This is a genomic window from Shouchella rhizosphaerae (assembly GCF_900142675.1).
Lineage (GTDB): Bacteria > Bacillota > Bacilli > Bacillales > Bacillaceae_D > Shouchella > Shouchella rhizosphaerae.
Genome location: NZ_FRBS01000001.1, coordinates 974,144 through 997,259, shown reverse-complemented (window position 1 = coordinate 997,259; position 23,116 = coordinate 974,144). Strand labels below are relative to the sequence as shown.

Sequence of the window (23,116 nt, the reverse complement as noted above, 5' to 3'; positions counted from 1 at the left end):
ACACGTCAAGAAGGCGTTTGACCTCATGAAAGGAGAGCGGCAAATCGGGCTGCTGACTCATTCAAATGACGGGCAAATCTCGGTTTGGCGTGTGCTCGCAAAATTTATTGTTCAGGCGTGCCTGATTGCCAGTGCTTGAGGAGGAGGAGCAATGAAATTTTATACGATCAAGCTGCCGAAGTTTTTAGGGGGATTTGTTCGAGCAATGCTTGGCTCATTTAAAAAAGAATAAGATAAAAAAACACCGCGGCAATTGCGGTGTTTTTTTTGCGTATTTAGACGCGTTCTACTTTTCCTGATTTAAGGGCGCGCGCCGAAACATATACACGCTTCGGCTTTCCGTCTACCAAGATACGAACTTTCTGTACGTTTGCACCAAAGCGACGCTTTGATTTATTCATTGCATGAGAGCGCTTATTCCCAGAACGCGCTTTACGACCAGTTATATAGCATTCACGAGCCATGTAGTGCCACCTCCTTAACATTCTCAACAAAAACACGTAGTCAACGTTACTCAAACATCTTAGCATAGGCCTTTCCATAACGCAATAAAAAAAGACAAGTAAAAAGGCTTGACGCAAATCAAAAGCTTTTAAAATAGAAGGCGATATAGTAAAATGGCGATACGTATGGTTACTATTTGAAGGAGGCAGAGCAATGACAATTGAAATGAAAACGGAGCTTGGTACAGTCGATGTGTCACAAGATGTGGTTGCAACGATTGCCGGAGGCGCAGCGATTGATTGCTACGGCATTGTCGGCATGGCCTCACAAAAACACTTTAAAGACGGGTTAGCGGAGCTGTTAGGAAAAGAAAACTTCCGTCGAGGTGTGATTACCCGTGAAGAAGGGGAAGAACTTCACATTGATATGTACATTATCGTAAGTTATGGCACAAAAATTTCGGAAGTCGCCCATATGGTCCAAACAAAAGTGAAATACGATTTAGAGAAAATGCTTGGGCTTGAAGTGGAATCGGTGAACATTTTTGTGCAAGGGGTTCGCGTCGCGAATCCTTAGGATCGAGAAGGGGGAAGACAAAGTGAGCAAGAAATTGAATGGCGAGACGCTTGCCCATATGTTTATAGAGGGGGCAAGCGAGCTAGCGAATAAAGCGGATGTGGTTGATTCGCTTAATGTGTTCCCGGTTCCAGACGGGGATACGGGAACAAACATGAATTTGACGATCACTTCTGGCGTCAAAGAAATCCAGAAGTCGCAGCAAGAGGACGTGGCTAAAGTTGCTAGCGCTTTTGCAAAAGGGCTTTTAATGGGCGCACGAGGGAACTCAGGCGTCATTTTATCGCAATTGTTCAGAGGTTTTTCCAAAGCGGTGGAACGACATAGCGAATTGACGACTGAACAATTTGCAAAAGCATTGCAAGCGGGTGTTGCCACTGCTTACAAAGCAGTAATGAAGCCAGTCGAAGGGACGATTTTGACTGTAGCAAAAGACACTGCCAAAGCAGCAGAGCAGGCTGCGAAAAAAGAAACAGACTTTACGCCATTTTTAACGACAATCATCAAAGCCGCGGAGCGCTCTCTTGCAAGCACGCCGGACTTGCTTCCTGTCTTAAAAGAAGTCGGTGTTGTTGATTCAGGCGGGCAAGGGCTTGTCTATATTTATGCTGGCTTTCTACAAGCGCTTACAGGTGAGCGGAGACCGAGCTTGTTGGCAGAGCCAAATATAGGCGATTTGATTAATGCAGAGCACTTCCATGCGCAAAATGCCCAGTCTCATATGGAAACGGGCGATATTGAATTCGGCTATTGCACGGAGTTGATGGTGCGTTTTGACCGTGAAAAACTGGAAAAGCAGCCATTTCATGAAGAAGCTTTTCGGGAAAAATTAAGCGAGTACGGCGATTCCCTTCTTGTTGTATCAGATGACGATTTATTAAAAGTGCACATCCATGCGGAATATCCAGGCGAAGTGTTGACAGAGGCGCAAGCGTATGGGCCGCTCATGCAAGTGAAAATTGAAAATATGCGCGAGCAGCACGCACGCCTTACAAATGATAGCCACGGTGGGCATGCCCCAGCATCGGCACGGCCGAAAGCAGAGTTTGCGATTGTGACGGTCGCGATGGGTTCAGGAATCGAGAAATTGTTTAAGGGCCTTGGCGCTGACCAAGTCATTGCTGGCGGGCAGACAATGAACCCAAGCACAGAAGATATTGTCCAAGCTATTCAAAAAGCCAATGCCAAACAAGTGATTATCTTGCCAAACAACGGCAATATTGTCATGGCTGCCAAACAGGCTGCAGAGGTAAGCGAAGCGGACGTTGAAGTTGTGGCGACGAAGACGGTTCCCCAAGGTTTAGCAGCGTTGCTCGCATTTAATCCATCAAACAGTTTGCAAAAGAACGCCGCCGCAATGGCCGAAGCGATGAAGGAAGTAAAAACAGGTGAGCTAACGTATGCAGTCAGGGATACGCAAATGGATAATCAGACGATAAACAAGGGCGATTTTATGGGGATAGCCGACAAAAAAATCATTGCTTGTGGCCCTCGTAAACAAGACGTGGCGAAAAAGCTCCTTGATGAAATGATTGATGAGGAAGCAGAAGTGTTGACCATTATAACGGGCGAAGACGCTACCGCAGACGATACAAGTCAAATTGAAGCTTACGTCAATGAGCGCCATGCCGACATGGAAGTCGATATTGTTGAGGGCGGACAGCCGTTGTACTCGTACATTTTTTCAGTCGAATGATCCATCTGCATACAGGACGAGACCACGGATGGAAGCGCATAAAGAGCATAGACGATAACGGGGAGGGGATCGTTTGGAAAAGGTGAAAATTGTCACAGACAGCACGGCAGACATTCCTAAGGAAGTAGCAGAAGCACATGGAATTACCGTTATTCCGCTCAACGTTCATTTTGGCAATGAGCAATTCGAGGATGGGGTCACGTTGACACCGCCTGCATTCTATGAAAAATTGCAGCAAGCGAGTGAAATGCCGAAAACGTCGCAGCCATCGCCAAACCAATTTGAAGAATTATACCGTAGCCTGGCAAACGATGGCGCAAAGGAAATTATGTCGATTCATCTTTCTGCAAAAATGAGCGGTACTTTGCAAGCGGCTCTAATTGCGAAAGAGTCCCTCAAGGGAGAACTGGATGTTCATGTATATGATTCCAAGCGCGCTTCGTATGCGATCGGGATTATTGTCGTTGAAGTGGCAAAACTGGCGGCAAAAGGGGCTACACTGGCAGAATGCCAAAAGCGCTTTGAAGAGATGCTTGAGCTAACGACTGTCTATTTCTTGGTGGACACACTCGAATTCTTGGAAAAGAATGGCCGGATCGGCAAGGCGTCTGCTCTTATTGGCACGTTGTTAAAAATGAAACCACTTCTTTCCTTGTCAGAGGACGGCGAAGTGTATGCCAAAGAAAAAGTAAGAGGGCAGAAAAAAGCAATCGCCAAGATGCTTGCTTTACTAGAAGAAGCATATGGAAACAAGAACGTCCATGTCGGCATTTCCCATGCTGTCAATGAGACGCTTGCAAATGAGCTGGCCAATGAAGTGAAAGCTCGTTTTCAAGTACAGTCGCTGACAGTTACAGAAATTGGCGCAGTCATTGGCGCTCATGTTGGCCCTGGGACGGTTTCGCTGTCAATGACAGAAGCGGAGCAAAAGTAAAAATCGAAGGCTGCCCATTCCCCATAAGAAGATGGCAGTCTTCTTTTTCCTTAAAAATGGAGGGATGGTAATGAAATATCGGACTGTTTTTGATATTATCGGCCCTGTCATGATTGGCCCCTCGAGTTCTCACACAGCTGGAGCGGCACGGATTGGCAAAGTGGCGCGTGCCCTTTTTGCTGAAGTCCCTGAACGGGCAGATGTACATTTCTACGGCTCTTTTGCGAAAACGTACCGTGGGCACGGAACGGATGTCGCTGTTGTAGGTGGATTGCTTGATTATGAAACGAACGACGAGCGCATCCGTGATGCTTTCCACCATGCAAAAGAAGCAGCAATGGACGTTCATCTCCATGAGGAAGAAGCCGTCGTCCACCACCCTAACACATGCCGGATCAAGCTGACAAAAGGCGATAAACGCTTAGATCTTGTCGGCGTTTCGATTGGCGGAGGCAAAATCGAAATAGTCGAGTTGAACGGTTTTGACCTCCGTTTATCGGGGAACCACCCGGCTATATTGGTTGCCCATCTTGACCGTTATGGCGTGATTGCCGCAGTAAGCAACCTCCTTGCAAAGCATCAATTGAATATCGGGCATATGGAAGTGTCGCGTAAAGAAAAAGGGGAAACCGCGTTAATGGTTATAGAAGTCGACCAAAATGTCGATAAAGCGCTGCTTTTGGAACTAGAGAGGCTCCCTCACATTACCCATGTCTCGAAAATCCACGATTAAAGGGAGGGGATCCGTTTGTTTAAAAATGTCGAAGAATTAGTTACGAAAGCGGAACAGGCCAATATGCCGATTTCAGAAGTGATGATCACCCAAGAAATCGAAGTGACCGGTAGAGAGCGGCGCCAAATTATTGAACAGATGCGCGGGCAATTGCTAGTCATGGAGCAAGCAGTAGAACGAGGGATCCATGAAGACGTCGTATCCGTTTCTGGGCTGACTGGCGGTGACGGCAAGAAGCTGGCTGCTTATGTGAAAAACGGGACAATGATTGGCGGGGAGACGACCCTTTTGGCTGTAGCGGGGGCGATGGCAACAAATGAAGTGAACGCAGCAATGGGGACAATTTGCGCGACGCCAACAGCAGGTTCTGCTGGCGTTGTTCCTGGTGTGCTGTTTGGTGTTGCTCACAAACTGAAGCCTACGGAAGAACAAAAACTCAACTTTTTATTTACGAGCGGCGCGTTTGGTTTTGTCGTCGCAAACAATGCTTCTATTTCCGGGGCTGCTGGCGGGTGCCAGGCCGAAGTAGGCTCAGCAACGGGCATGGCGGCGGCAGCGCTAGTCGAACTGGCAGGTGGGACCCCTCGGCAAAGCGCCCATGCAATGGCAATTGCTTTAAAAAATATGCTCGGCTTGGTGTGTGATCCAGTTGCCGGCTTAGTCGAGGTGCCCTGTGTGAAGCGGAATGCGGCAGGCGCATCCCTTGCAATCACGGCGGCGGATATGGCTTTAGCTGGTATCGAGAGCCGCATCCCTTGCGATGAAGTCATTGATGCGATGTATAAAATTGGTCAAACAATGCCAGAAGCACTGCGGGAGACAGGAGAAGGCGGACTTGCGGCAACGCCAACTGGCCGCAAGCTTGAAGCGGAGATTTTTGGTAGGAGAACGAAACAAACGAAATGAGCATTGGCACCCTTGATGTAACAGCCATAAAAGGCGTTGGCGAAGAAAGCGGAAAATTGCTCAATAAAATGGGCATTTTGACAGTTGGCGATTTGCTTGAGTATTTTCCGTTCCGTTACGAGGATTATGCGCTCAAACGGCCTACAGAAGCAGCCCATGATGAGCGTGTGACAATGGCGGGTAAAATCCAAAATGAAGCGAGCGTGCGCTACTACGGCAAAAATAAAAACAGGCTGACGTTTCGAATCGAAGTGGATGGTGTGTTGGTGACAGCCACTTTCTTTAACCGTGCGTTTTTAAAGAGCAAGCTTCAGCCTGGAATGGACGTGACTGTCACCGGAAAATGGGACGCCCATCGGCTGACCATTACAGGATCTGAATTAAAATTTGGCATCGTTGAACGAGAAGGCAACCTCGAACCCGTTTATCACAGTTCAGGCAAAGTAACAAGCAAGGCATTGCAAAAATGGATTGCTGCCGCCTTCTCTGCGTACGGTAGCCAAATTGAAGATCCGTTGCCTGAAAGCATTCGTAAACGCTATAAGTTGATGGGCAAAGGCGAAGCGCTGCGCCATCTTCACTATCCCTTCAATCGAGAAGCAACGAAGCAGGCAAGACGACGTTATGTGTATGAAGAGCTGCTATTGTTTCAATTGAAAATGCGCGCGTTTAAAGAAGCGATTCGCAACCAGCAAGGCGGGAGGCAGCTTGACGTAAAAGAGGATGATATTGCCGCATTTACTTCTTTATTGCCGTTCCCCCTTACAGGCGCTCAACAGCGCGCGATTGCTGATATTGTGTCAGACATCCGCTCTCCGTTAAGGATGAACCGTCTCTTGCAAGGAGATGTTGGCTCAGGAAAAACAGCTGTTGCGGCGGCGTGTATGGCCGGAGTTGTCGGAGCTGGCGGTCAATGTGCATTAATGGCGCCGACTGAAATTCTTGCTGAACAGCATGCCACAACGATTGAAGCGTGGTTTGAGCCACTCGGCCTGAAAACGGCGTTGCTCGTTGGCAGTGTCAAAGGCAAAAAACGCCGTGAACTGCTTGATCAAATCGCCAAAGGAGAAGTGGATATTGTCATCGGCACACATGCCCTCATTCAAGAAGATGTTGTCTTTTCTGCACTCTCCCTCGTTATTACCGATGAACAGCACCGTTTTGGCGTAGAACAGCGCCGCATCCTTCGCGATAAGGGCGAACATCCAGATGTATTGTTTATGACGGCCACGCCTATCCCGCGAACGCTGGCGATATCGGTTTTTGGCGATATGGATGTATCGGTGCTTGATGAAATGCCTGCTGGCAGAAAGCCAATTGAAACGTATTGGGTCCAGCACGAGATGTTGGAGCGTGTGCTTGAATTTGTGCGCAAAGAAGTCAAGAAAGGCCGCCAAGCATATGTGATTTGCCCTCTGATTGAAGAATCTGAAAAGCTGGATGTGCAAAACGCAATTGACTTTCATAGCATGCTAACTGCCCATTTCCAAGGAGACGCCCAAGTTGGATTAATGCACGGCCGTTTACAAGCAGCCGAAAAAGAGGCAGTTATGGCTGCTTTTGCTCGCAATGAATTGCGTATTTTAGTTTCAACAACGGTCGTCGAAGTAGGCGTCAATGTGCCGAATGCAACCGTTATGGTCATTTACGATGCCGACCGATTTGGCCTTGCCCAACTCCATCAATTACGAGGCCGCGTAGGGCGAGGCGATGAAAAATCGTATTGTATTTTAGTTGCTCAACCGAAGACAGAAGTCGGCAAAGAACGAATGCGGATTATGACAGAGACAAGCGATGGTTTCGTTTTGTCAGAGCGAGACCTAGAATTGCGGGGTCCAGGTGATTTTTTTGGTTCGAAACAGAGCGGGCTTCCCGATTTTAAACTTGCTGATGTCGTCCACGATTACCGAACATTGGAAGCAGCACGCCAAGATGCTGACCGTATTTTTAAAGCGAATGTCCTGAAAACAGATCCAGAGTACAGGTTGCTCTATGATTACTTGAAAAAAACAGGCGCCTTCGAAGAAGTCAAGCTCGATTAAAAGGTTGAATCCTACGCTGAAGATCTATATACTAGTCTTAGTACCTAGTCTTAATTCTGAAATGGAAATGTGGAATACAGGCGGTGTGGAGATGAAGATAAAAAAGAAAGAACGGCAACGGCTGTTAATGGAGCTGCTTGAAGGGAACCCTTTTATGACCGACGAAGAGTTGTCGGCCCACTTTGGTGTCAGCATCCAAACAATTCGTCTTGACCGAATGGAACAAAACATTCCAGAACTACGGGAACGCATTAAAGACGTTGCCTACAAACAACGAGACTCGGTTATTGCTTTAGCGCCTGAAGAAGTCTTTGGCGAAATTGTCGATCTTGTTCTTGAAGAGCGTGCCATTTCCATCTTTGATGTTGGGCCGGAGCACGTGTTTGAAAGAAGCGGCATCGCCAGAGGCCACCATTTGTTTGCACAGGCAAATTCCTTGGCTGTAGCACTCGTGAACAATGAATTCGTCCTTACCGCCAAAGCGTCTATTCAGTTTACTAGACCCGTCCGTGCAGGCGAACGTGTCGTTGCGAAAGCAGAAATGGCTGGAAAAGGGAGCGGGCGTACACGGATTCTAGTGACAAGCCATGTAAACCAGGAAGTCGTGTTTACTGGTGAATTCGCGATGTATCAGCAAAACGAAACGGAAGAGAGGCCACAGCAATGAGAATAGCTTTGGATGCCATGGGGGGAGACAATGCGCCTAAAGCACACGTCGAAGCGGCGATTCGGGCGGTTCAGACATTTCCAGAGCTTGAGGTCACCCTTATCGGCAATGAAGAACAAATCAGACCACATCTTACCAACACGACACGCCTAACTGTCATACATACGACTGAAAAAATCGAGGACACGGACAAACCGACAACAGCTGTCCGCCGAAAAAAAGAGGCATCAATGGTGCTTTGTGTAAAAGAAGTAAAAGAAGGCAACGCTGATGCATGTATTTCTTCTGGAAACACAGGTGCGCTCATGACAGCCGGTCTCCTTTATGTCGGGCGCATTAAAGGCGTCGAGCGCCCAGGGTTGGCGCCAACGCTGCCAACGATAGACGGCAATGGCTTTTTGCTCCTCGATGCTGGTGCCAATATGGACGCCAGTCCTGAACACTTACTCCAATACGCAATCATCGGCGATGCGTATCGACGCAACGTCTATCAACAAAAAAATCCACGCATTGGCCTCCTGAACGTCGGCGCAGAGGCTGGAAAAGGCACGGAGCTGACGAAACAGGCGTATCAGCTTCTTGAAAACAGCTCCCTTCATTTTATCGGCAATGTCGAAGCAAGGGATTTGTTTGCAGGCGTCTGCGATATTGTCGTTTGCGACGGCTTTTCGGGAAATGTCGTGTTAAAAAGCGTGGAAGGGACAGCGAAAATGGTTTTCTCACTGCTCAAAGAGCAATTGACAAGCTCATTGCCCGCTAAGCTTGCAGCGGGTATGCTCAAGCCCCAATTCCGCAATCTCAAAGAGAAAATGGATTACTCGGAATACGGTGGTGCTGGGTTATTTGGCCTAAAAGCGCCTGTAATAAAAGCCCATGGCTCATCAGATGCGAATGCGGTTTTTCATGCGATACGCCAGGCGAAAGAAATGGTCGACAATGAGGTGACAAAGACGATCACACAAAAATTAGAAAATGGGGGAGAGTAAAGTGGGGAAAATTGCCTTTTTATTTCCTGGACAAGGCTCACAAAAAGTTGGCATGGGAGCAACGCTTTTTGCTGAAGATTCATTGGCAAAGGAAGTGCTTGAACGGGCTGACAAAGCGCTTGGTTTTCCTCTTTCAGAGATCATCGAGCATGGACCAGAAGAAAAGCTGAAACAAACGGCTTATGCCCAACCTGCTTTAGTCACGATCAGCACTGCAGTCCTCCAATTGTTCCGCGACGCTGGCATTCAAGCAGATTTTGTTGCAGGCCATAGCCTAGGGGAGTATTCTGCTTTAGTGGCATGTAAGTCCCTTACATTTGAAGATGCGATCACACTTGTTCATCAACGGGGGACACTCATGGAGGAAGCTGTGCCACAAGGACAAGGGGCGATGGCAGCGGTACTCGGGTTAAATAAAGAGGAGCTTGAAGAAGTGGCTTCCGAAATTGCAGCGGACGGCGAAGTTGCCGAACTTGCCAATTTGAATTGCCCAGGGCAAATTGTCCTGTCAGGGACTGCGAAAGGGATTGAACAAGCAGCAGTGTTAGCAAAACAAAAAGGGGCCAAGCGTGTCTTGCCTCTTGCCGTCAGCGGGCCATTCCATTCGTCATTGATGAAGCCTGCGGCCGATCAATTTAAACAAGCATTAGAGCAAGCGCCATTTGCCAATCCGACTGTTCCACTGATCGCGAACGTGACCGCTGAAGTGACAGATGCCCCTGAAGTCATTCGCGAACAGCTTGCTGAACAAATTTATTCACCAGTACGTTTTGAAGAGAGCGTTCGCCGCATGATTGAACTCGGTGTCGACACATTTATTGAAATTGGCGCAGGCAATGTATTGTGCGGATTGGTTCGTAAAATTGACCGTAACTTGCGGACATTTGCCGTCAGCGACCGTGAGTCATTTGAAAAGATGGCGGCTGCGCTGAAAGGAGACAAGCATTCATGTTAACAGGAAAAACGGCTGTTGTAACAGGCGCTTCACGTGGAATTGGCAAAGCGATCGCCCTTGAACTTGCTGCCAAAGGGGCGAATATCGTCGTCAATTATGCAGGAAATCGAGACCGTGCTGAAGAAGTAGTGGCCAACATTAAGGCGCTTGGCCAAGAGGCGTTTGCGTATCAGGCAGACGTTGCCTCCGAAGGGGAAGTGGCAGCGATGATGAAAGAAGCCATCGGCCGCTTTCAATCAATTGATATTTTAGTAAACAATGCAGGCATTACGCGCGATAACTTGCTAATGAGAATGAAAGAAGACGATTGGGATGCCGTCATCAATACGAACTTAAAAGGGGTGTTCCACTGCGCGAAAGCAGTCAGCCGGCAAATGATGAAACAACGTGCTGGCAGAATCATCAATGTCTCGTCTGTCGTTGGCGTAATGGGTAACGCTGGACAAGCCAATTATGTTGCCGCCAAAGCAGGCGTCATTGGCTTGACTAAGTCTTTGGCGCGGGAATTGGCAGGGCGAGGCATTCTTGTCAATGCGGTGGCGCCAGGCTTTATTACGACAGATATGACAGATGAGCTAGCAAGCGAAACAAAGGAACAGCTGCTTCAACAAATCCCATTGGCGAAGCTTGGCGAACCAGAGGATATCGCCCGTGTTGTTCGGTTTTTGGCAAGCGATGACGCCGCTTACTTAACCGGTCAAACGATCCACGTTGACGGCGGCATGGTCATGCCTTAATAAGAGTCAGCTTGACAGGCTTACACTCTGTCGGTACAATTCTTGTGCTGATACTTTTGGGAGGAGGTGAACGTTTTGGCAGATGTTATGGAGCGTGTTACAAAAATCATCGTTGACCGTCTAGGTGTCGAAGAATCAGAAGTAAAACTAGAGTCTTCTTTTAAAGAAGATTTAAAAGCTGATTCTCTTGATGTCGTTGAGCTTGTTATGGAGCTTGAAGATGAGTTTGACATGGAGATTGCCGATGAAGACGCAGAAAAAATTGCAACGGTTAAAGATGTTGTCGATTACATAAATAACAACCAATAACCGCGAGAAAAGGGCCCCTTGCAAAAGGGGGCTCTTTTCACATCTTCACACAAAAGGAAACTCCACAAGGCCGCGGGATTCTGTTACAATCAACAATGAGCACTATGAATACGTATGTTGCAAAATGAGTAGCTCCATTGTTTGGAGGGAATTATGGCACAATCATCGAAGTACCAACGCAAGCCTCGGTCAGGCGAGCGAAAACGGAGTCAGCGGCGGTTAGAGCTGACGGAAGAACAAAAAAAGCAGTTTGACGACCTCCTTGTCCGCACGGGTCTAACGTTTGAAAACCGCAAACTGTTGATTCAAGCATTTACCCATTCCTCGTATGTGAATGAACAACGAATTTTTTCATCATCGGATAATGAACGTTTGGAATTTCTTGGCGATGCTGTTTTAGAATTGGCGGTTTCCCAATATTTATTTAAAACGTACAAAAATATGAGCGAAGGCGATATGACGAAATTGCGTGCTTCGATCGTATGCGAACCATCCTTAGCCCGTTTTGCCGAAGAGTTGCAGTTCGGCAAACTTGTTCTTCTTGGCAAGGGGGAGGAAGTGACAGGGGGACGAACACGCCCTGCGCTCCTTGCAGATGTGTTTGAGGCGTTTATTGGTGCCCTTTATATGGATCAAGGGCTTGAGCCTGTGTTTATGTTTTTGGCGCGTTTTATGTATCCGAAAATCAAAGAAGGCGCATTCACATACAAGATGGATTTTAAAAGTCAACTGCAAGAATTTGTGCAACGGGATAACCGCGGCCAAATTCGCTATTTAATAGTCCAAGAAAGAGGGCCTGCCCACGATCGTGAATTTGTCTCAGATGTGCAGCTCAATGAAGAAACAATTGGCACAGGGACAGGGCGCTCCAAAAAAGAAGCTGAGCAGCTAGCTGCGAAACAAGCGCTGCTTGCGCTCAACCAAAAAGAAAGCTAGAAAAAAGGAAGCGGATCATGCCTCCTTTTTTCTAGCTTTTTCTACCTCGAAGCTGGCCAAGTTCCTGGACAATTTCGTCCATCTCGCTAATCGAGAAGGACGGGCTCCGCATCACATGGGCGTGCAACGCAATTAAGTCGTCGTGTTTAGCGGGGCTAACACTGTCGCTTGTAATAACGCTGGCATTAACAACATTCAGTTTCTTTTTCATGTCATCAAGCATCGTTTCAATTTCTTCAAGTGTTAATGAAGCCAAGTGAATCCTCCTTTTGCAATGCTTACTGATCTCTACCTTACCAAATCAAAGGGGAAACAGGCAATTCATATTTCCAGCTGTTTTTTTGTGTGATAAACTAATAGAGTTATACAGTTTACCGGGTATCGTTGATGTGACCTAGGTAACGCAGCGATGGCAGTTCCAGAAAGTGGGGATGAAGATGTTCCTCAAGCGACTTGAAGTAAAAGGATTTAAGTCTTTTGCAGAACCGATACTAGTAGATTTTGTGCCAGGCGTCACAGCAGTTGTTGGGCCGAATGGCAGTGGGAAAAGCAATATTGCCGATGCAGTCCGTTGGGTGCTCGGCGAACAGAGCGCTCGATCGCTCCGAGGCGCAAAAATGGAAGACATTATTTTTGCAGGAAGTGATTCTCGTAAAGCTGTAAATATGGCCGAGGTTTCACTTATTCTCGATAACGAAGACGGCCATTTGGCAATTGACTACAGCGAAGTAAGCGTAACAAGACGTTTGTACCGCTCAGGGGAAAGCGAATACTTAATTAACCGCCACTCGTGCCGTTTAAAAGACATTGTCGATTTGTTCCTGGACTCTGGCCTTGGCCGGGAAGCGTACTCCATTATTGGTCAAGGGAAAATCGAGGAAATTCTAAGCAGCAAGGCTGAAGAGCGGCGAACCATCTTTGAAGAAGCAGCAGGCGTGCTTAAATATAAAACAAGGAAAAACAAAGCTGTGAAGCGGCTAGAGCAAACGGAAGAAAACTTAGTCCGTGTCGCCGACATTTTAAATGAATTAGAAGAACAAGTAGAGCCACTTCGCGAACAGGCATCCATTGCCGAAGAGTACAAATTGTTGGCCGAAGAACAACGGACATTAGATATACAAGTGATTGCACAGGAAATTACAGAGCTTTACGAAAACTGGACAGCGGAGTCTGACAAGCTAAAAACGTTAAAAGAGCAGCTGCAAGCGCGCAAAGACAGCTTAGAAAAGGCTGAAGAAAAGCTTGCGTCCTACCGTGAAGAGCATGCCGCTATCCGGCAAACGGCAGCAGACCTCCATAAAAAACGATTAGAAGTGAGCGAAGCGCTTGAAAAAAATGAAGGGCGCCGCGGTGTGCTGGAAGAACGAAAAAAGCATGCCCTCCATAATGAAGAACAGCTGATCGAGTCGATAAAAGAGCGTGAAGCCAATCAAAAAGCGGTGCAACAAAAACTGGACGAACTGTTCAAACAATATGAGACGGTTAAACAGAAAGACGACGAATTAAAGGCGGAATTTGATGAGGCGACACGCCATTTAACCCGTTCAAAAGAAGACGTAAGCAGCGAATTGGAAGATGCAAAAGGCGATTACATTGAATGGCTGAATGAACAGGCATCGCTTCGAAATGAACGGCGTTACTTGGAGGAGCAGTTGCAGCAAAAACAACGCAATGCACGTCGGGCAGAGTCGGCGGCTGCAGCTAGCAAAAAAGAAGCACAACAGCTAGAGCAAGAAGCAGCAGAACGGGCACAGGTGCTAAAAGCGGCAGAACAGTCTTTTGCTGAAGCAAAAATGACGCATCATCGTCACCTATCTGAAGAAGAAACCGTTAAAAACCGCTACTATAAACGAGAGGCAAAACTGTATGAAGCCTATGGGTTGTTGCAAAAAATCACTTCCCGGCGCGAAGTGCTCCAAGAAATGGAAGCTGAATATGCTGGTTTCTTCCAAGGCGTAAAAGAAATTTTAAAACAGCGGGGATCGTCCCTTTCAGGCATCGTTGGGGCAGCCGCCGAATTAATAAGTGTGCCTAAAAAGTTTGAAGCGGCTATAGAATTGGTGCTCGGCGCCCAAGCGCAACACGTGGTTGTCGACGACGAGGCTGCTGCGAGAGAAGCGATCTCATTTTTGAAACAACGGCGCCTAGGCCGGGCAACGTTTTTACCGCTAACTACGGTCAAAGCGCGTGTCGTTCCAGAAGCAGTCATATCAGCGATAGCGAATGAGCCAGGTTACTTAGGGATCGCTGCAGATGTGGTCGAAGCTAAGCCTGAACATAGGCAGGCTGTCGGCTTTTTGCTCGGTTCGACCATATTGGCGGAGACGCTTCCACAAGCAAACAAAATTGCGAAACGCAGTGGCCATCGTTACCGTGTTGTCACGCTAGAAGGAGATATTGTCAATCCAGGCGGGTCGATGACGGGAGGCAGCGCCAAGCAAAATCAGTCCTCCTTACTTGGGCGAAAGCGGGAAAAAGAGGAATTGGACGCCAAAAAGACCAAGTTAGAAGAAGCGATTCGCGATTTAGAAAAACAAGTAAAGCAGGACAAAGAACGGCGCCAAGAGCTGCAAGAAACGATTGCTAAAGTCGAAGCGCAAAAAGCGCAAGCGCAAGAAACGCTTGAAGAGGCTCAACGTGCTCACCAGGAAGCAAGCATTGCCTATGAACGTTCTAGGCAGGAAGTAGAGCGGATCGAACAGCAATCGAAAGAACAAGATGCGGAAGAAGCCAAAACGCAAGACCGCTTTCTGGAAATTGAAGAGGCCGAAAAAAAAGCGATTGCTGAGTCAATGCGCTTAGAAGAAAAAATAAAACGGTTGGAAGCGCGACTGGCGTCTGAGCAACAATCCAAAGAAGAATGGCAAGCGAAGTTAACGGAACTCCGAGTCGCACGTGCAGAAACGAAACAACAACTCCAATACGTGGACGCACAGCGCCAAGAACTCACAGCGGCTCTTGAAAAAGAACAACAAGAGTTATTGCAAGCAAAAGAGCATTTAGCCCTTGTAACAAGCAGTGCCGACGAACAAGCGCATACCTCCCAGTCACTTGCTGAACAAATTGCTGCTGGAAAGCAGGAAAAACAGGCTTTGGCAGCAAAGCTTGCAGAGCTGGAAGAAAAAGAAGCAGCATTAAATGACCGTTACAAACAACTTGAAGCAGAAACGAAGAGCGCCCAAGGCGAACATTCCTACTTACTAGAAGAAAGCCAGAAGCTAGAAGTGCGTGTCAATCGACTTGATGTCGACTTGGACTATCGCCTAAATCGCCTTCGTGAAGAGTATGAACTTTCCTATGAAGCAGCGGCAAGCCGCTACCCGCTTTCCCAGCCTTTGGAACAAGCGAAAATGCGGCTATCATTGGTGAAACGTTCAATCGATGAACTAGGAACAGTCAATTTAGGCGCGATTGAAGAATATGCCCGTGTCCGGGAGCGGTATGAGTTTTTGCGTGAACAAAAAAGCGATCTGCTCGAGGCAAGGGTTTCACTCGATCAGGCAATTGCAGAGATGGACGAAGAAATGTCCAAACGCTTTGGTGAGACGTTTGCGAACATCCGCGCCCACTTTCAAACCGTGTTTACGAAACTATTTGGCGGGGGCGATGCGGATCTCGTATTGACGAACAAAGACGATTTATTAACAACAGGAATTGAGATTATTGCTCGCCCTCCAGGAAAAAAGCGGCAGCAACTTGGACTGCTTTCTGGAGGAGAGAGGGCGCTGACAGCGATCGCGCTTCTATTTGCGATCTTGCAAGTTAGGCCTGTTCCTTTCTGCGTCCTCGATGAAGTCGAAGCAGCGCTTGATGAAGCGAATGTAAGCCGCTTTGCCCAGTACTTGCATGATTTCTCACAAAAAACGCAGTTTATTGTCATTACGCACCGTAAAGGAACAATGGAAGGGGCTGACGTCCTTTACGGGGTGACGATGGAAGAGTCAGGGGTTTCACGGCTCGTATCCGTTAAATTGGAAGAAACTCGGCAATTAATTGGAAGCTAGGAGGAAAATGCGTGAGCTTTTTTAAAAAATTGAGAGAAAAAATGGCGCAGCAAACGAATGAAGTAGCGGACAAATTTAAACATGGATTAGAAAAAACACGGACAAGCTTTTCGGGCAAAATCAACGAGCTTGTCGCCCGCTACCGTAAAATCGACGAAGATTTTTTTGAAGACTTGGAGGAAATCTTGATTGGCGCCGATGTCGGTGTTTCAACAGTAATGGAACTTGTTGACGAATTAAAGGAAGAAGTGCGTTTGCGCAACTTAAAGGACACCGAAGAGATACAGCCTGTCATTTCCGAAAAACTAGCTAGTCTCTTAGAAAAAGACGATAAAGACACAACGCTCCAATTGCAAGAAGGGTTGAGCGTCATTCTTGTTGTTGGCGTAAATGGTGTCGGCAAAACGACGTCCATTGGCAAGCTCGCCCATTATTTAAAAGGGCAAGGAAAATCTGTCGTGCTCGCCGCTGGCGATACATTCCGAGCGGGTGCGATTGACCAGCTTGACGTTTGGGGAGAACGTGTTGGCGTTCCAGTTATTAAACAGCAAGAAGGCTCTGACCCGGCGGCGGTCATGTATGATGCGATTGCTTGGGCACGCTCCCGCAAAGCCGATGTGCTTATTTGCGATACAGCGGGGCGCCTGCAAAACAAAGTCAATTTAATGAATGAGCTGGCAAAAGTAAAACGCGTCATTGAAAGGGAAGTGCCAGGAGCTCCCCACGAAGTACTGCTTGTCGTCGATGCGACAACAGGCCAAAATGCTTTGTCGCAAGCAAAAGCATTTGCAGCTTCAACGGACGTGAGCGGCCTTGTCCTCACGAAACTTGATGGCACGGCCAAAGGAGGCATTGTCATTGCCATTCGCCAAGAGCTTGATTTGCCAGTTAAGTTTATCGGGCTAGGTGAACAGAAAGACGATTTGCAGCCTTTTGACGCCGAGCAATTTGTATATGGGCTGTTTCAAGATGCGATCGATGCCGAAAAGGAATGACCAGTGCCTGTTTCGATGTTAAGATAAAAACTTGACAGGAGCAATGAGTTGCGGTAGTATCGGTAATTGTAAAGGGAAAAGACTTAACAAGGAGCGGTTTGCATGCTTGATAAGACGTTACGCATGAACTACTTGTTTGATTTTTATCATTCCTTGTTAACCGAAAAGCAGCGCAACTATATGTCCTATTATTATCTTGATGATTTATCGCTTGGAGAAATTGCAGACGAATATGACGTCAGCCGCCAAGCGGTTTATGACAATATTCGCCGGACAGAAGCCATGCTTGAAGAATACGAACAAAAGCTGAGGTTGCTTGAGAAGTTTGAAACGCGCCGTAGCTTGCTAGCAGAGCTGCGCAAAGCGATTGCTTCCGATCAAGCTGTCGAGGCGTGCAACTCCCTTATTGACCGTATAGAGAAACTTGATTAGCATTCCTTTCAAGGAGGCGATTGGATGGCATTTGAAGGACTTGCCGCGCGCCTGCAAGATACGTTGACAAAAATTCGCGGCAAAGGCAAAGTCAGCGAACAAGACATCAAAGAAATGATGCGAGAAGTCCGGTTGGCACTGCTTGAAGCGGACGTTAACTTTAAAGTCGTAAAGCAATTTATTGCGAATGTGAAAGAAAAGGCGCTTGGCCAAGAGGTTATGAAAAGCCTAACGCCTGGCCAGCAAGTGATCAAAGTCGTAAACGAAGAGTTGACCGCATTGATGGGAGCCGAGCAAAGCAAAATTGCTGTTGCTCAAAAACCGCCAACTGTGGTGATGATGGTAGGCTTGCAAGGCGCTGGGAAAACGACGACAACGGCAAAGCTCGCCAATCATTTGCGCAAGAAGCACAACCGCAAGCCACTGCTCGTTGCCTGTGACGTTTACCGTCCAGCGGCTATCCAACAGTTGGAGACGCTTGGCAAACAACTGAACATGCCTGTCTTTTCCAAAGGGACGGACGCCAATCCAGTTGACATAGCGAAAGAGGCAGTTGCAGCTGCTAAAGCAGAACATCATGATTATGTGTTGATAGATACGGCTGGCCGCCTTCATGTAGATGAAACGTTAATGGCAGAACTGCAAGATATGAAAGCAGCTGTTACTCCTGATGAAATTTTGTTAGTCGTTGATTCGATGACAGGTCAAGATGCTGTCAATGTCGCAGAGAGCTTTAACAACCAGCTTGATGTCACAGGTGCTGTGTTGACGAAACTAGATGGCGATACGCGCGGAGGGGCTGCGATTTCCATTAAGGCGGTAACAAATACGCCGATTAAATTTGCCGGCATGGGTGAAAAAATTGACCAGCTAGAACCGTTTCATCCAGATAGGATGGCTTCTAGAATTCTCGGCATGGGCGATGTTCTGTCATTAATCGAAAAAGCGCAAGCGAATGTCGATGAAGAAAAAGCAAAAGAGCTTGAGAAAAAACTTCGCAACATGGACTTCACGTTCGATGATTTTCTAGAGCAGCTCGACCAAGTCAAAAGCATGGGGCCTCTTGAAGATTTGCTAGGGATGATGCCGGGGATGAATAAGGCAAAAGGCATGAAAAACCTAAAAGTCGATGAAAAGCAATTAACTCGAGTTGAAGCGATTGTAAAGTCAATGACGCCTCTTGAAAAACGAGATCCGAGCGTCATAAACGGCAGCCGCCGCAAACGTATTGCAAAGGGAAGCGGGACGACAATCCAAGATGTCAACCGCTTGTTAAAGCAGTTTGAAGACATGAAGAAAATGATGAAACAAATGACCGCCATGCAAGGCGGCAAAGGCAAAAAACGAGGCAAAGGCCTTGGCGGGCTTAAGCTCCCGTTCTGATTAAGGAATCCATTTTAACAGTTTGTCTTGCAGATTGTTAGAATTGATGATATGATAAAAAATTGTGTGCAATTATTTTTGGAGGTGTACAGCAAATGGCTGTTAAAATTCGTTTAAAACGCATGGGTTCAAAGAAAGCCCCATTTTATCGTGTAGTAGTTGCCGATTCTCGCTTTCCGCGTGATGGCCGCTTTATTGAAGAGATTGGTACGTACAACCCAATCGCGCAACCTGCTCAAGTAAACATTAAAGAAGACAAAGCGCTAGAATGGATGAAAAAAGGCGCGAAACCTTCTGATACTGTGCGCAGCTTGTTTTCGAACGCTGGCCTAATGGAAAAGCTACACAACGAAAAAAACGGTAAGTAATCACCCCTTAAGGAGGATGGGCTAGCATGAAAGCTTTAGTTGAACATATCGCCCGGTCGCTTGTCGATCATCCAGAGGCAGTTCAAGTTGAAGAAATTCATGAAGAAAAGGCACATGTGTTGCGCCTTTCGGTGCATCCTGACGATATTGGGAAAGTGATTGGCAAACAAGGAAGAACGGCAAAAGCGATCCGCTCGGTAGTGTATGCTGCTTGCGGCAAGCAAAACGGGCGGGTGCGCCTCGATATTGTCGACTAAAAGGGCGGGGGGAACCTCACCCTTTTTTTGTATGAAACAAAGAATGGAGGGCTTTACGTGAAATGCATCCGCACGGCCACCGTAAAGCATGTGTTAACGGAGTCGAAAAAAGCAGACTTGAAGAAATCATTTGAACGTGATTTAACACAAATCGAAACAGAGTTAAGCCAAATGGAATTTCAGCTTCAGCGGGCGCTGAAACCGATGAAACATACGACCGCCCATGGCGAACTCCAACAAAAATACAGGAAAGAAATAAAGCGGAGAGAAGAACGGATGGCTTCTCTGACGTTTCGGATTGAGCAGTTAATGAATTTGCCAATTGGGACTGAACTGGCGATGGGAACAACAGAAATCATTCTCGATGTTAAGGAAGGCGACAAGTGGATTGACGAAGAAACGGAGTTGACGATTGTCGTCAATGATGGGTATATTGCTGAAATTAGAGAGGGCGGGGCAAGTAATGACGAACTGGTATAATGTTGGCAGGCTAGTGAACACACACGGAGTCCGCGGAGAGGTGCGTGTCCTCTCAAATACCGATTTTCCAGAGGAACGCTATGCGAACGGTTCGGTTCTAAAGGTGGCGAAATCTCCTCAAGCAGAGGGGACACTTGTAACCGTTCGTAGCCATCGAACGCACAAAAACTTCGACTTGCTTACATTTGAAGGCTATAACTCCATCAATGAAGTCGAATGTTTTAAGGGAAGCTATTTATATGTATCAGAAGATCAGCTTAGCGAATTGGACGAGCATGAATATTACTACCATGAGATTATTGGCTGTACAGTCGTCGATGAAGAAGGCACCAAGCTAGGCAAAATTAAAGACATTATTGAAACAGGAGCAAACGACGTCTGGGTGGTCGACAGACAGCAGCGGAAAGATTTGCTGTTGCCGTACATTGAAGAAGTGGTCAAAGAAGTGGATGTGGAAAACAAACGCATCCGTGTCCATATCATGGAAGGCTTAGATGACGAATGAAAATAGATGTACTAACGTTGTTTCCGGACATGTTTACGGGCGTTTTCGGCTCGTCGATTTTGAAGCAAGCAAGCGACAAGGGGATTGTCTCCTTCCAGACGGTTGATTTTCGCGAATACGCAGCGAACAAACACCGTAAAGTCGATGATTACCCTTATGGCGGAGGGGCAGGGATGGTATTGAGCCCACAGCCAATTTTTGACGCCGTGTCTGCGTTAACGAAGAACGGAAAAAAGAAGCCGCGTATTATCATGCTTTGTCCACAAGGAGAGCAGCATAGCCAACAAAAAGCGGCAGAATTAGCAAAAGAGGAGCATTTGATCTTCCTATGCGGCCATTATGAAGGCTTTGACGAGCGCGTCCGTCATCTTGTGACCGATGAACTGTCGATTGGCGATTATGTGCTTACAGGTGGAGAACTCGCGGCAATGGTCATTGCCGACAGCGTTGTTCGCCTTTTGCCAGGCGTACTTGGAAATGATGAATCTGCAGTTACAGACTCCTATTCAACGGGCTTGTTGGAACATCCCCATTATACACGGCCCGCCGATTTTCGCGGCATGAAAGTCCCCGATGTACTCCTTTCTGGCCATCATGCCAAAATTGAAGAGTGGCGGATGGAGCAATCGCTGCGCCGTACGTTAGAGCGGCGCCCAGACTTACTAAAAGGGTATGAACCTACTGCCAAAGAAGCAGACATCCTTAAGCGGCTAATGGACAAGCAAGAGTAAGGCGAACACTCCGGGAGATGTCGCCCGATAAGGTTGTCGCCAAAAAACTTGCCGCACGGACCAAAAATTGCTTCCTTTTAAGTAATCCACGTTTTCCAAAAAAGCGATGTTCCTTTACCGAAGGATCATGTATACTAAATAGCATTATAGCAAAAGGTGGTCTCATACAATGCATGTAGAACAAACGCTGATTGAAGCGATTGCAGCCGCAGCCAGTGAGTTCCAAAATGACATCGACGTTGAACTCGAGCAGCCAGCTCAATTGATCCATGGCGACTATTCGACAAACGTGGCGATGAAGCTTGCACGCGTAGCGAGAAAAAACCCGCTAACGATTGCGGAAACGATAAAAGAAAAGCTAGAGCGTCAGCGTTTGCCAGTCACAGGAATAGAAGTAGTCAAACCAGGCTTTATTAACTTTTTTATTGAATGGGATGAAGCGTTGGCTGACGGCGATGAGCCACAGGCTCTTTCCAGTAGCGGCAAGACGGTGATCGAACATACGTCCATAAATCCAAATAAGTCGGCTCATATTGGTCATTTACGCAACGCTTGCATAGGCGATACGTTGGCACGGCTCCTGAAAACATGTGGCGAAAATGTGGAAGTACATAACTATGTTGATGATTTAGGGAACCAGCTTGCCGACACGCTGACTGCGTTGCTCCATACAAACTCAGACAGCGAAGCGACACGCTTTGGCGATTATTGTTGGAATGTTTATTCACGCTTAAATGAGGCATACGACAAAGGGACCATTTCGACAAGTATCCGTGACGAAGTGCTACATAAATTAGAAGAAGGCAACAACAGCACGGCATGGCTTGGCTATGTGGTCGCCGATAAAATTACTTCAGAACATATTGAGGAAATGGGCCAATTTGGGATTGACTATGATTTGCTCGTATGGGAAAGGGACATCGTTCAAAAAGGTTTCTGGCAGACTGCCTTTCAGAAGCTAAAGCAGAGTGATGTGTTTGTCAAACAGGACAGCGGTCCACAAGCAGGCTGTTGGGTGCTTCGGATGTCAGACAACGAAAGCGAGGAAGGCAGCGAGCATCAAAGCGATAAAGTTCTTGTCCGCTCAAATGGCGTGTTAACGTACACAGCAAAAGATATTGCTTATCATATGTGGAAGTTTGGCCTTCTCGACGATGATTTTGCCTATAAAGAAAAATGGCCTGGCCTATGGACAACCGCTAGCTCAGGCGTGCCAGCCGCTTTTGGGCGAGGCGATGCAGTTATTAATGTCATCGACTACCGCCAAGAATACCCGCAAAAGGTTGTCAAGCAGGCGCTTGCTGCTGTCGGCTATGAAAAGGAAGCAGAGCGGCTTTTCCATGTGCCTTATGGTGTCGTTTCACTAAGTAAACAAACGGCCAGCCAGCTTGGTCTTGAAACGGAAGATGGAAAATCGGTCTATGCAATGTCTGGGCGTAAAGGCATCGGCATCAAGATTAGCGAGCTGATTCAACATATGAAGGAAGCGGTCCGCGCGCAAAGCACGGATGCGAGCGAAGCGACCGTTGAAGCGCTCGCGTTTGCGGCGATCCGTTACAATATGCTTCGGTATAACACGACATCTGACATTGTGTTCGATTTAACAGAGGCAACGCAAGTGACAGGCAATACAGGCATCTATTTGATTTACACGTATGCCCGGGCAAACAGCATTATTACTAAAGCCAAACAGGCAGGCTTGTCTCCAGAAGGGGCAACCTTTAAAGGCGCTGAAGACGCGGAACGGGCGTTGCTCAAGCACTTGGCAGGCTGGGATACAGTCAAGCGCAAAGCAGCTGCATCGTTTGAACCAAATTTAATTTGTACTTTTGCTTTTGAGCTTGCAAGCCTCTATAACCGTTTTTATTCACAATGCCCTGTTTTAAAAGCTGATCCGTTAGAACAAGCGAAGCGTCTAGCGATCACAGAACGTGTTAGCCAGCAACTCGAACGCGTTTTCATGATACTCGGTTTGCCGAGCTTGAAAAAGATTTAATCTTTATTGTGCAAGCTTGTTTTCTATGCTATGATAATGGTTGT

The 23,116-nt window shown here is 47.2% G+C and carries 25 protein-coding genes; 23 read left to right on the top strand and 2 right to left on the bottom strand.

Going from position 1 to position 23,116, the window contains the following annotated elements:
* Positions 1-151: 151 nt before the first annotated feature.
* The gene (gene spoVM, locus BUC05_RS05155) at positions 152-232 is read left to right on the top strand and encodes a stage V sporulation protein SpoVM (protein WP_011247155.1); all 81 of its coding nucleotides are present in this window, start codon (positions 152-154) and stop codon (positions 230-232) included.
* Positions 233-275: 43 nt separating this feature from the next.
* Here spoVM and rpmB read toward each other — a convergent pair whose 3' ends face one another.
* On the bottom strand, positions 276-464 hold the full coding sequence (rpmB, locus tag BUC05_RS05150) for a 50S ribosomal protein L28 (RefSeq protein ID WP_011247154.1): 189 nt from the start codon (positions 462-464) through the stop codon (positions 276-278).
* Between the two features lie 193 nt (positions 465-657).
* On the opposite strand from rpmB, the gene BUC05_RS05145 reads away from it, so the two are divergent.
* The 12 genes from BUC05_RS05145 to rnc all read left to right on the top strand — a co-directional run bounded on the left by BUC05_RS05145 (position 658) and on the right by rnc (position 11,921).
* Positions 658-1,020: an Asp23/Gls24 family envelope stress response protein gene (locus BUC05_RS05145; RefSeq protein WP_011247153.1), complete on the top strand. Its 363-nt coding sequence runs from the start codon at positions 658-660 to the stop codon at positions 1,018-1,020.
* Between the two features lie 58 nt (positions 1,021-1,078).
* A complete protein-coding gene (locus BUC05_RS05140; protein ID WP_051881102.1) occupies positions 1,079-2,716 on the top strand; it encodes a DAK2 domain-containing protein in 1,638 nt (545 codons plus the stop codon).
* Positions 2,717-2,798: 82 nt separating this feature from the next.
* A complete protein-coding gene (locus BUC05_RS05135) occupies positions 2,799-3,650 on the top strand; it encodes a DegV family protein (RefSeq protein ID WP_306345003.1) in 852 nt (283 codons plus the stop codon).
* A 70-nt stretch (positions 3,651-3,720) separates the two neighbouring features.
* The gene (gene sdaAB, locus BUC05_RS05130; RefSeq protein ID WP_011247150.1) at positions 3,721-4,383 is read left to right on the top strand and encodes an L-serine ammonia-lyase, iron-sulfur-dependent subunit beta; all 663 of its coding nucleotides are present in this window, start codon (positions 3,721-3,723) and stop codon (positions 4,381-4,383) included.
* Positions 4,384-4,398: 15 nt separating this feature from the next.
* Complete coding sequence (gene sdaAA, locus BUC05_RS05125) at positions 4,399-5,289, top strand: L-serine ammonia-lyase, iron-sulfur-dependent, subunit alpha (RefSeq protein WP_035201509.1); 891 nt, start codon at positions 4,399-4,401, stop codon at positions 5,287-5,289.
* Positions 5,286-7,331, top strand: coding sequence for an ATP-dependent DNA helicase RecG (gene recG / locus BUC05_RS05120; RefSeq protein ID WP_063608322.1), 2,046 nt, complete (start codon positions 5,286-5,288; stop codon positions 7,329-7,331). The genes sdaAA and recG overlap by 4 nt, the downstream gene beginning before the upstream one ends.
* A gap of 91 nt (positions 7,332-7,422) precedes the next feature.
* On the top strand, positions 7,423-7,998 hold the full coding sequence (gene fapR / locus BUC05_RS05115; protein WP_035201505.1) for a transcription factor FapR: 576 nt from the start codon (positions 7,423-7,425) through the stop codon (positions 7,996-7,998).
* A complete protein-coding gene (plsX, locus tag BUC05_RS05110) occupies positions 7,995-8,984 on the top strand; it encodes a phosphate acyltransferase PlsX (protein WP_035201501.1) in 990 nt (329 codons plus the stop codon). Before fapR ends, plsX begins: the two co-directional genes overlap by 4 nt.
* A gap of 1 nt (position 8,985) precedes the next feature.
* A complete protein-coding gene (gene fabD / locus BUC05_RS05105; RefSeq protein ID WP_073304211.1) occupies positions 8,986-9,939 on the top strand; it encodes an ACP S-malonyltransferase in 954 nt (317 codons plus the stop codon).
* Positions 9,933-10,676 (top strand): 3-oxoacyl-[acyl-carrier-protein] reductase, encoded by a 744-nt coding sequence (gene fabG, locus BUC05_RS05100; protein WP_011247144.1) that lies wholly within the window; start codon positions 9,933-9,935, stop codon positions 10,674-10,676. The genes fabD and fabG overlap by 7 nt, the downstream gene beginning before the upstream one ends.
* A gap of 75 nt (positions 10,677-10,751) precedes the next feature.
* The gene (acpP, locus tag BUC05_RS05095; RefSeq protein WP_011247143.1) at positions 10,752-10,985 is read left to right on the top strand and encodes an acyl carrier protein; all 234 of its coding nucleotides are present in this window, start codon (positions 10,752-10,754) and stop codon (positions 10,983-10,985) included.
* Between the two features lie 153 nt (positions 10,986-11,138).
* Positions 11,139-11,921, top strand: coding sequence for a ribonuclease III (rnc, locus tag BUC05_RS05090; protein ID WP_011247142.1), 783 nt, complete (start codon positions 11,139-11,141; stop codon positions 11,919-11,921).
* A 31-nt stretch (positions 11,922-11,952) separates the two neighbouring features.
* Here rnc and BUC05_RS05085 read toward each other — a convergent pair whose 3' ends face one another.
* Positions 11,953-12,177, bottom strand: coding sequence for a DUF1128 domain-containing protein (locus BUC05_RS05085; protein WP_011247141.1), 225 nt, complete (start codon positions 12,175-12,177; stop codon positions 11,953-11,955).
* Between the two features lie 181 nt (positions 12,178-12,358).
* Here BUC05_RS05085 and smc point away from each other — a divergent pair, with 181 nt between their 5' ends.
* The 10 genes from smc (at position 12,359) to BUC05_RS05035 (ending at position 23,072) form a co-directional block, all read left to right on the top strand.
* Positions 12,359-15,925, top strand: coding sequence for a chromosome segregation protein SMC (smc, locus tag BUC05_RS05080; protein WP_035201493.1), 3,567 nt, complete (start codon positions 12,359-12,361; stop codon positions 15,923-15,925).
* Between the two features lie 11 nt (positions 15,926-15,936).
* A complete protein-coding gene (ftsY, locus tag BUC05_RS05075; protein WP_011247139.1) occupies positions 15,937-16,920 on the top strand; it encodes a signal recognition particle-docking protein FtsY in 984 nt (327 codons plus the stop codon).
* Between the two features lie 102 nt (positions 16,921-17,022).
* Entirely contained in the window at positions 17,023-17,352 is a 330-nt protein-coding gene (locus BUC05_RS05070; protein ID WP_011247138.1) for a putative DNA-binding protein, read from the top strand.
* Between the two features lie 24 nt (positions 17,353-17,376).
* Entirely contained in the window at positions 17,377-18,735 is a 1,359-nt protein-coding gene (ffh, locus tag BUC05_RS05065; protein ID WP_011247137.1) for a signal recognition particle protein, read from the top strand.
* Positions 18,736-18,830: 95 nt separating this feature from the next.
* Positions 18,831-19,103, top strand: coding sequence for a 30S ribosomal protein S16 (rpsP, locus tag BUC05_RS05060; protein WP_011247136.1), 273 nt, complete (start codon positions 18,831-18,833; stop codon positions 19,101-19,103).
* A 26-nt stretch (positions 19,104-19,129) separates the two neighbouring features.
* Positions 19,130-19,360 carry a KH domain-containing protein gene (locus BUC05_RS05055; RefSeq protein ID WP_035201492.1) on the top strand — a complete coding sequence of 77 codons (231 nt, stop codon included), beginning with the start codon at positions 19,130-19,132 and terminating at the stop codon, positions 19,358-19,360.
* Positions 19,361-19,417: 57 nt separating this feature from the next.
* Positions 19,418-19,840, top strand: a complete 423-nt coding sequence (locus tag BUC05_RS05050; protein WP_011247134.1) for a YlqD family protein — start codon at positions 19,418-19,420, stop codon at positions 19,838-19,840.
* Positions 19,824-20,345 carry a ribosome maturation factor RimM gene (gene rimM, locus BUC05_RS05045; RefSeq protein ID WP_035201490.1) on the top strand — a complete coding sequence of 174 codons (522 nt, stop codon included), beginning with the start codon at positions 19,824-19,826 and terminating at the stop codon, positions 20,343-20,345. The genes BUC05_RS05050 and rimM overlap by 17 nt, the downstream gene beginning before the upstream one ends.
* Positions 20,342-21,076: a tRNA (guanosine(37)-N1)-methyltransferase TrmD gene (gene trmD / locus BUC05_RS05040; protein WP_011247132.1), complete on the top strand. Its 735-nt coding sequence runs from the start codon at positions 20,342-20,344 to the stop codon at positions 21,074-21,076. Before rimM ends, trmD begins: the two co-directional genes overlap by 4 nt.
* 169 nt (positions 21,077-21,245) lie before the next feature.
* Positions 21,246-23,072, top strand: coding sequence for an arginine--tRNA ligase (locus BUC05_RS05035; protein ID WP_011247131.1), 1,827 nt, complete (start codon positions 21,246-21,248; stop codon positions 23,070-23,072).
* Positions 23,073-23,116 lie beyond the last annotated feature (44 nt).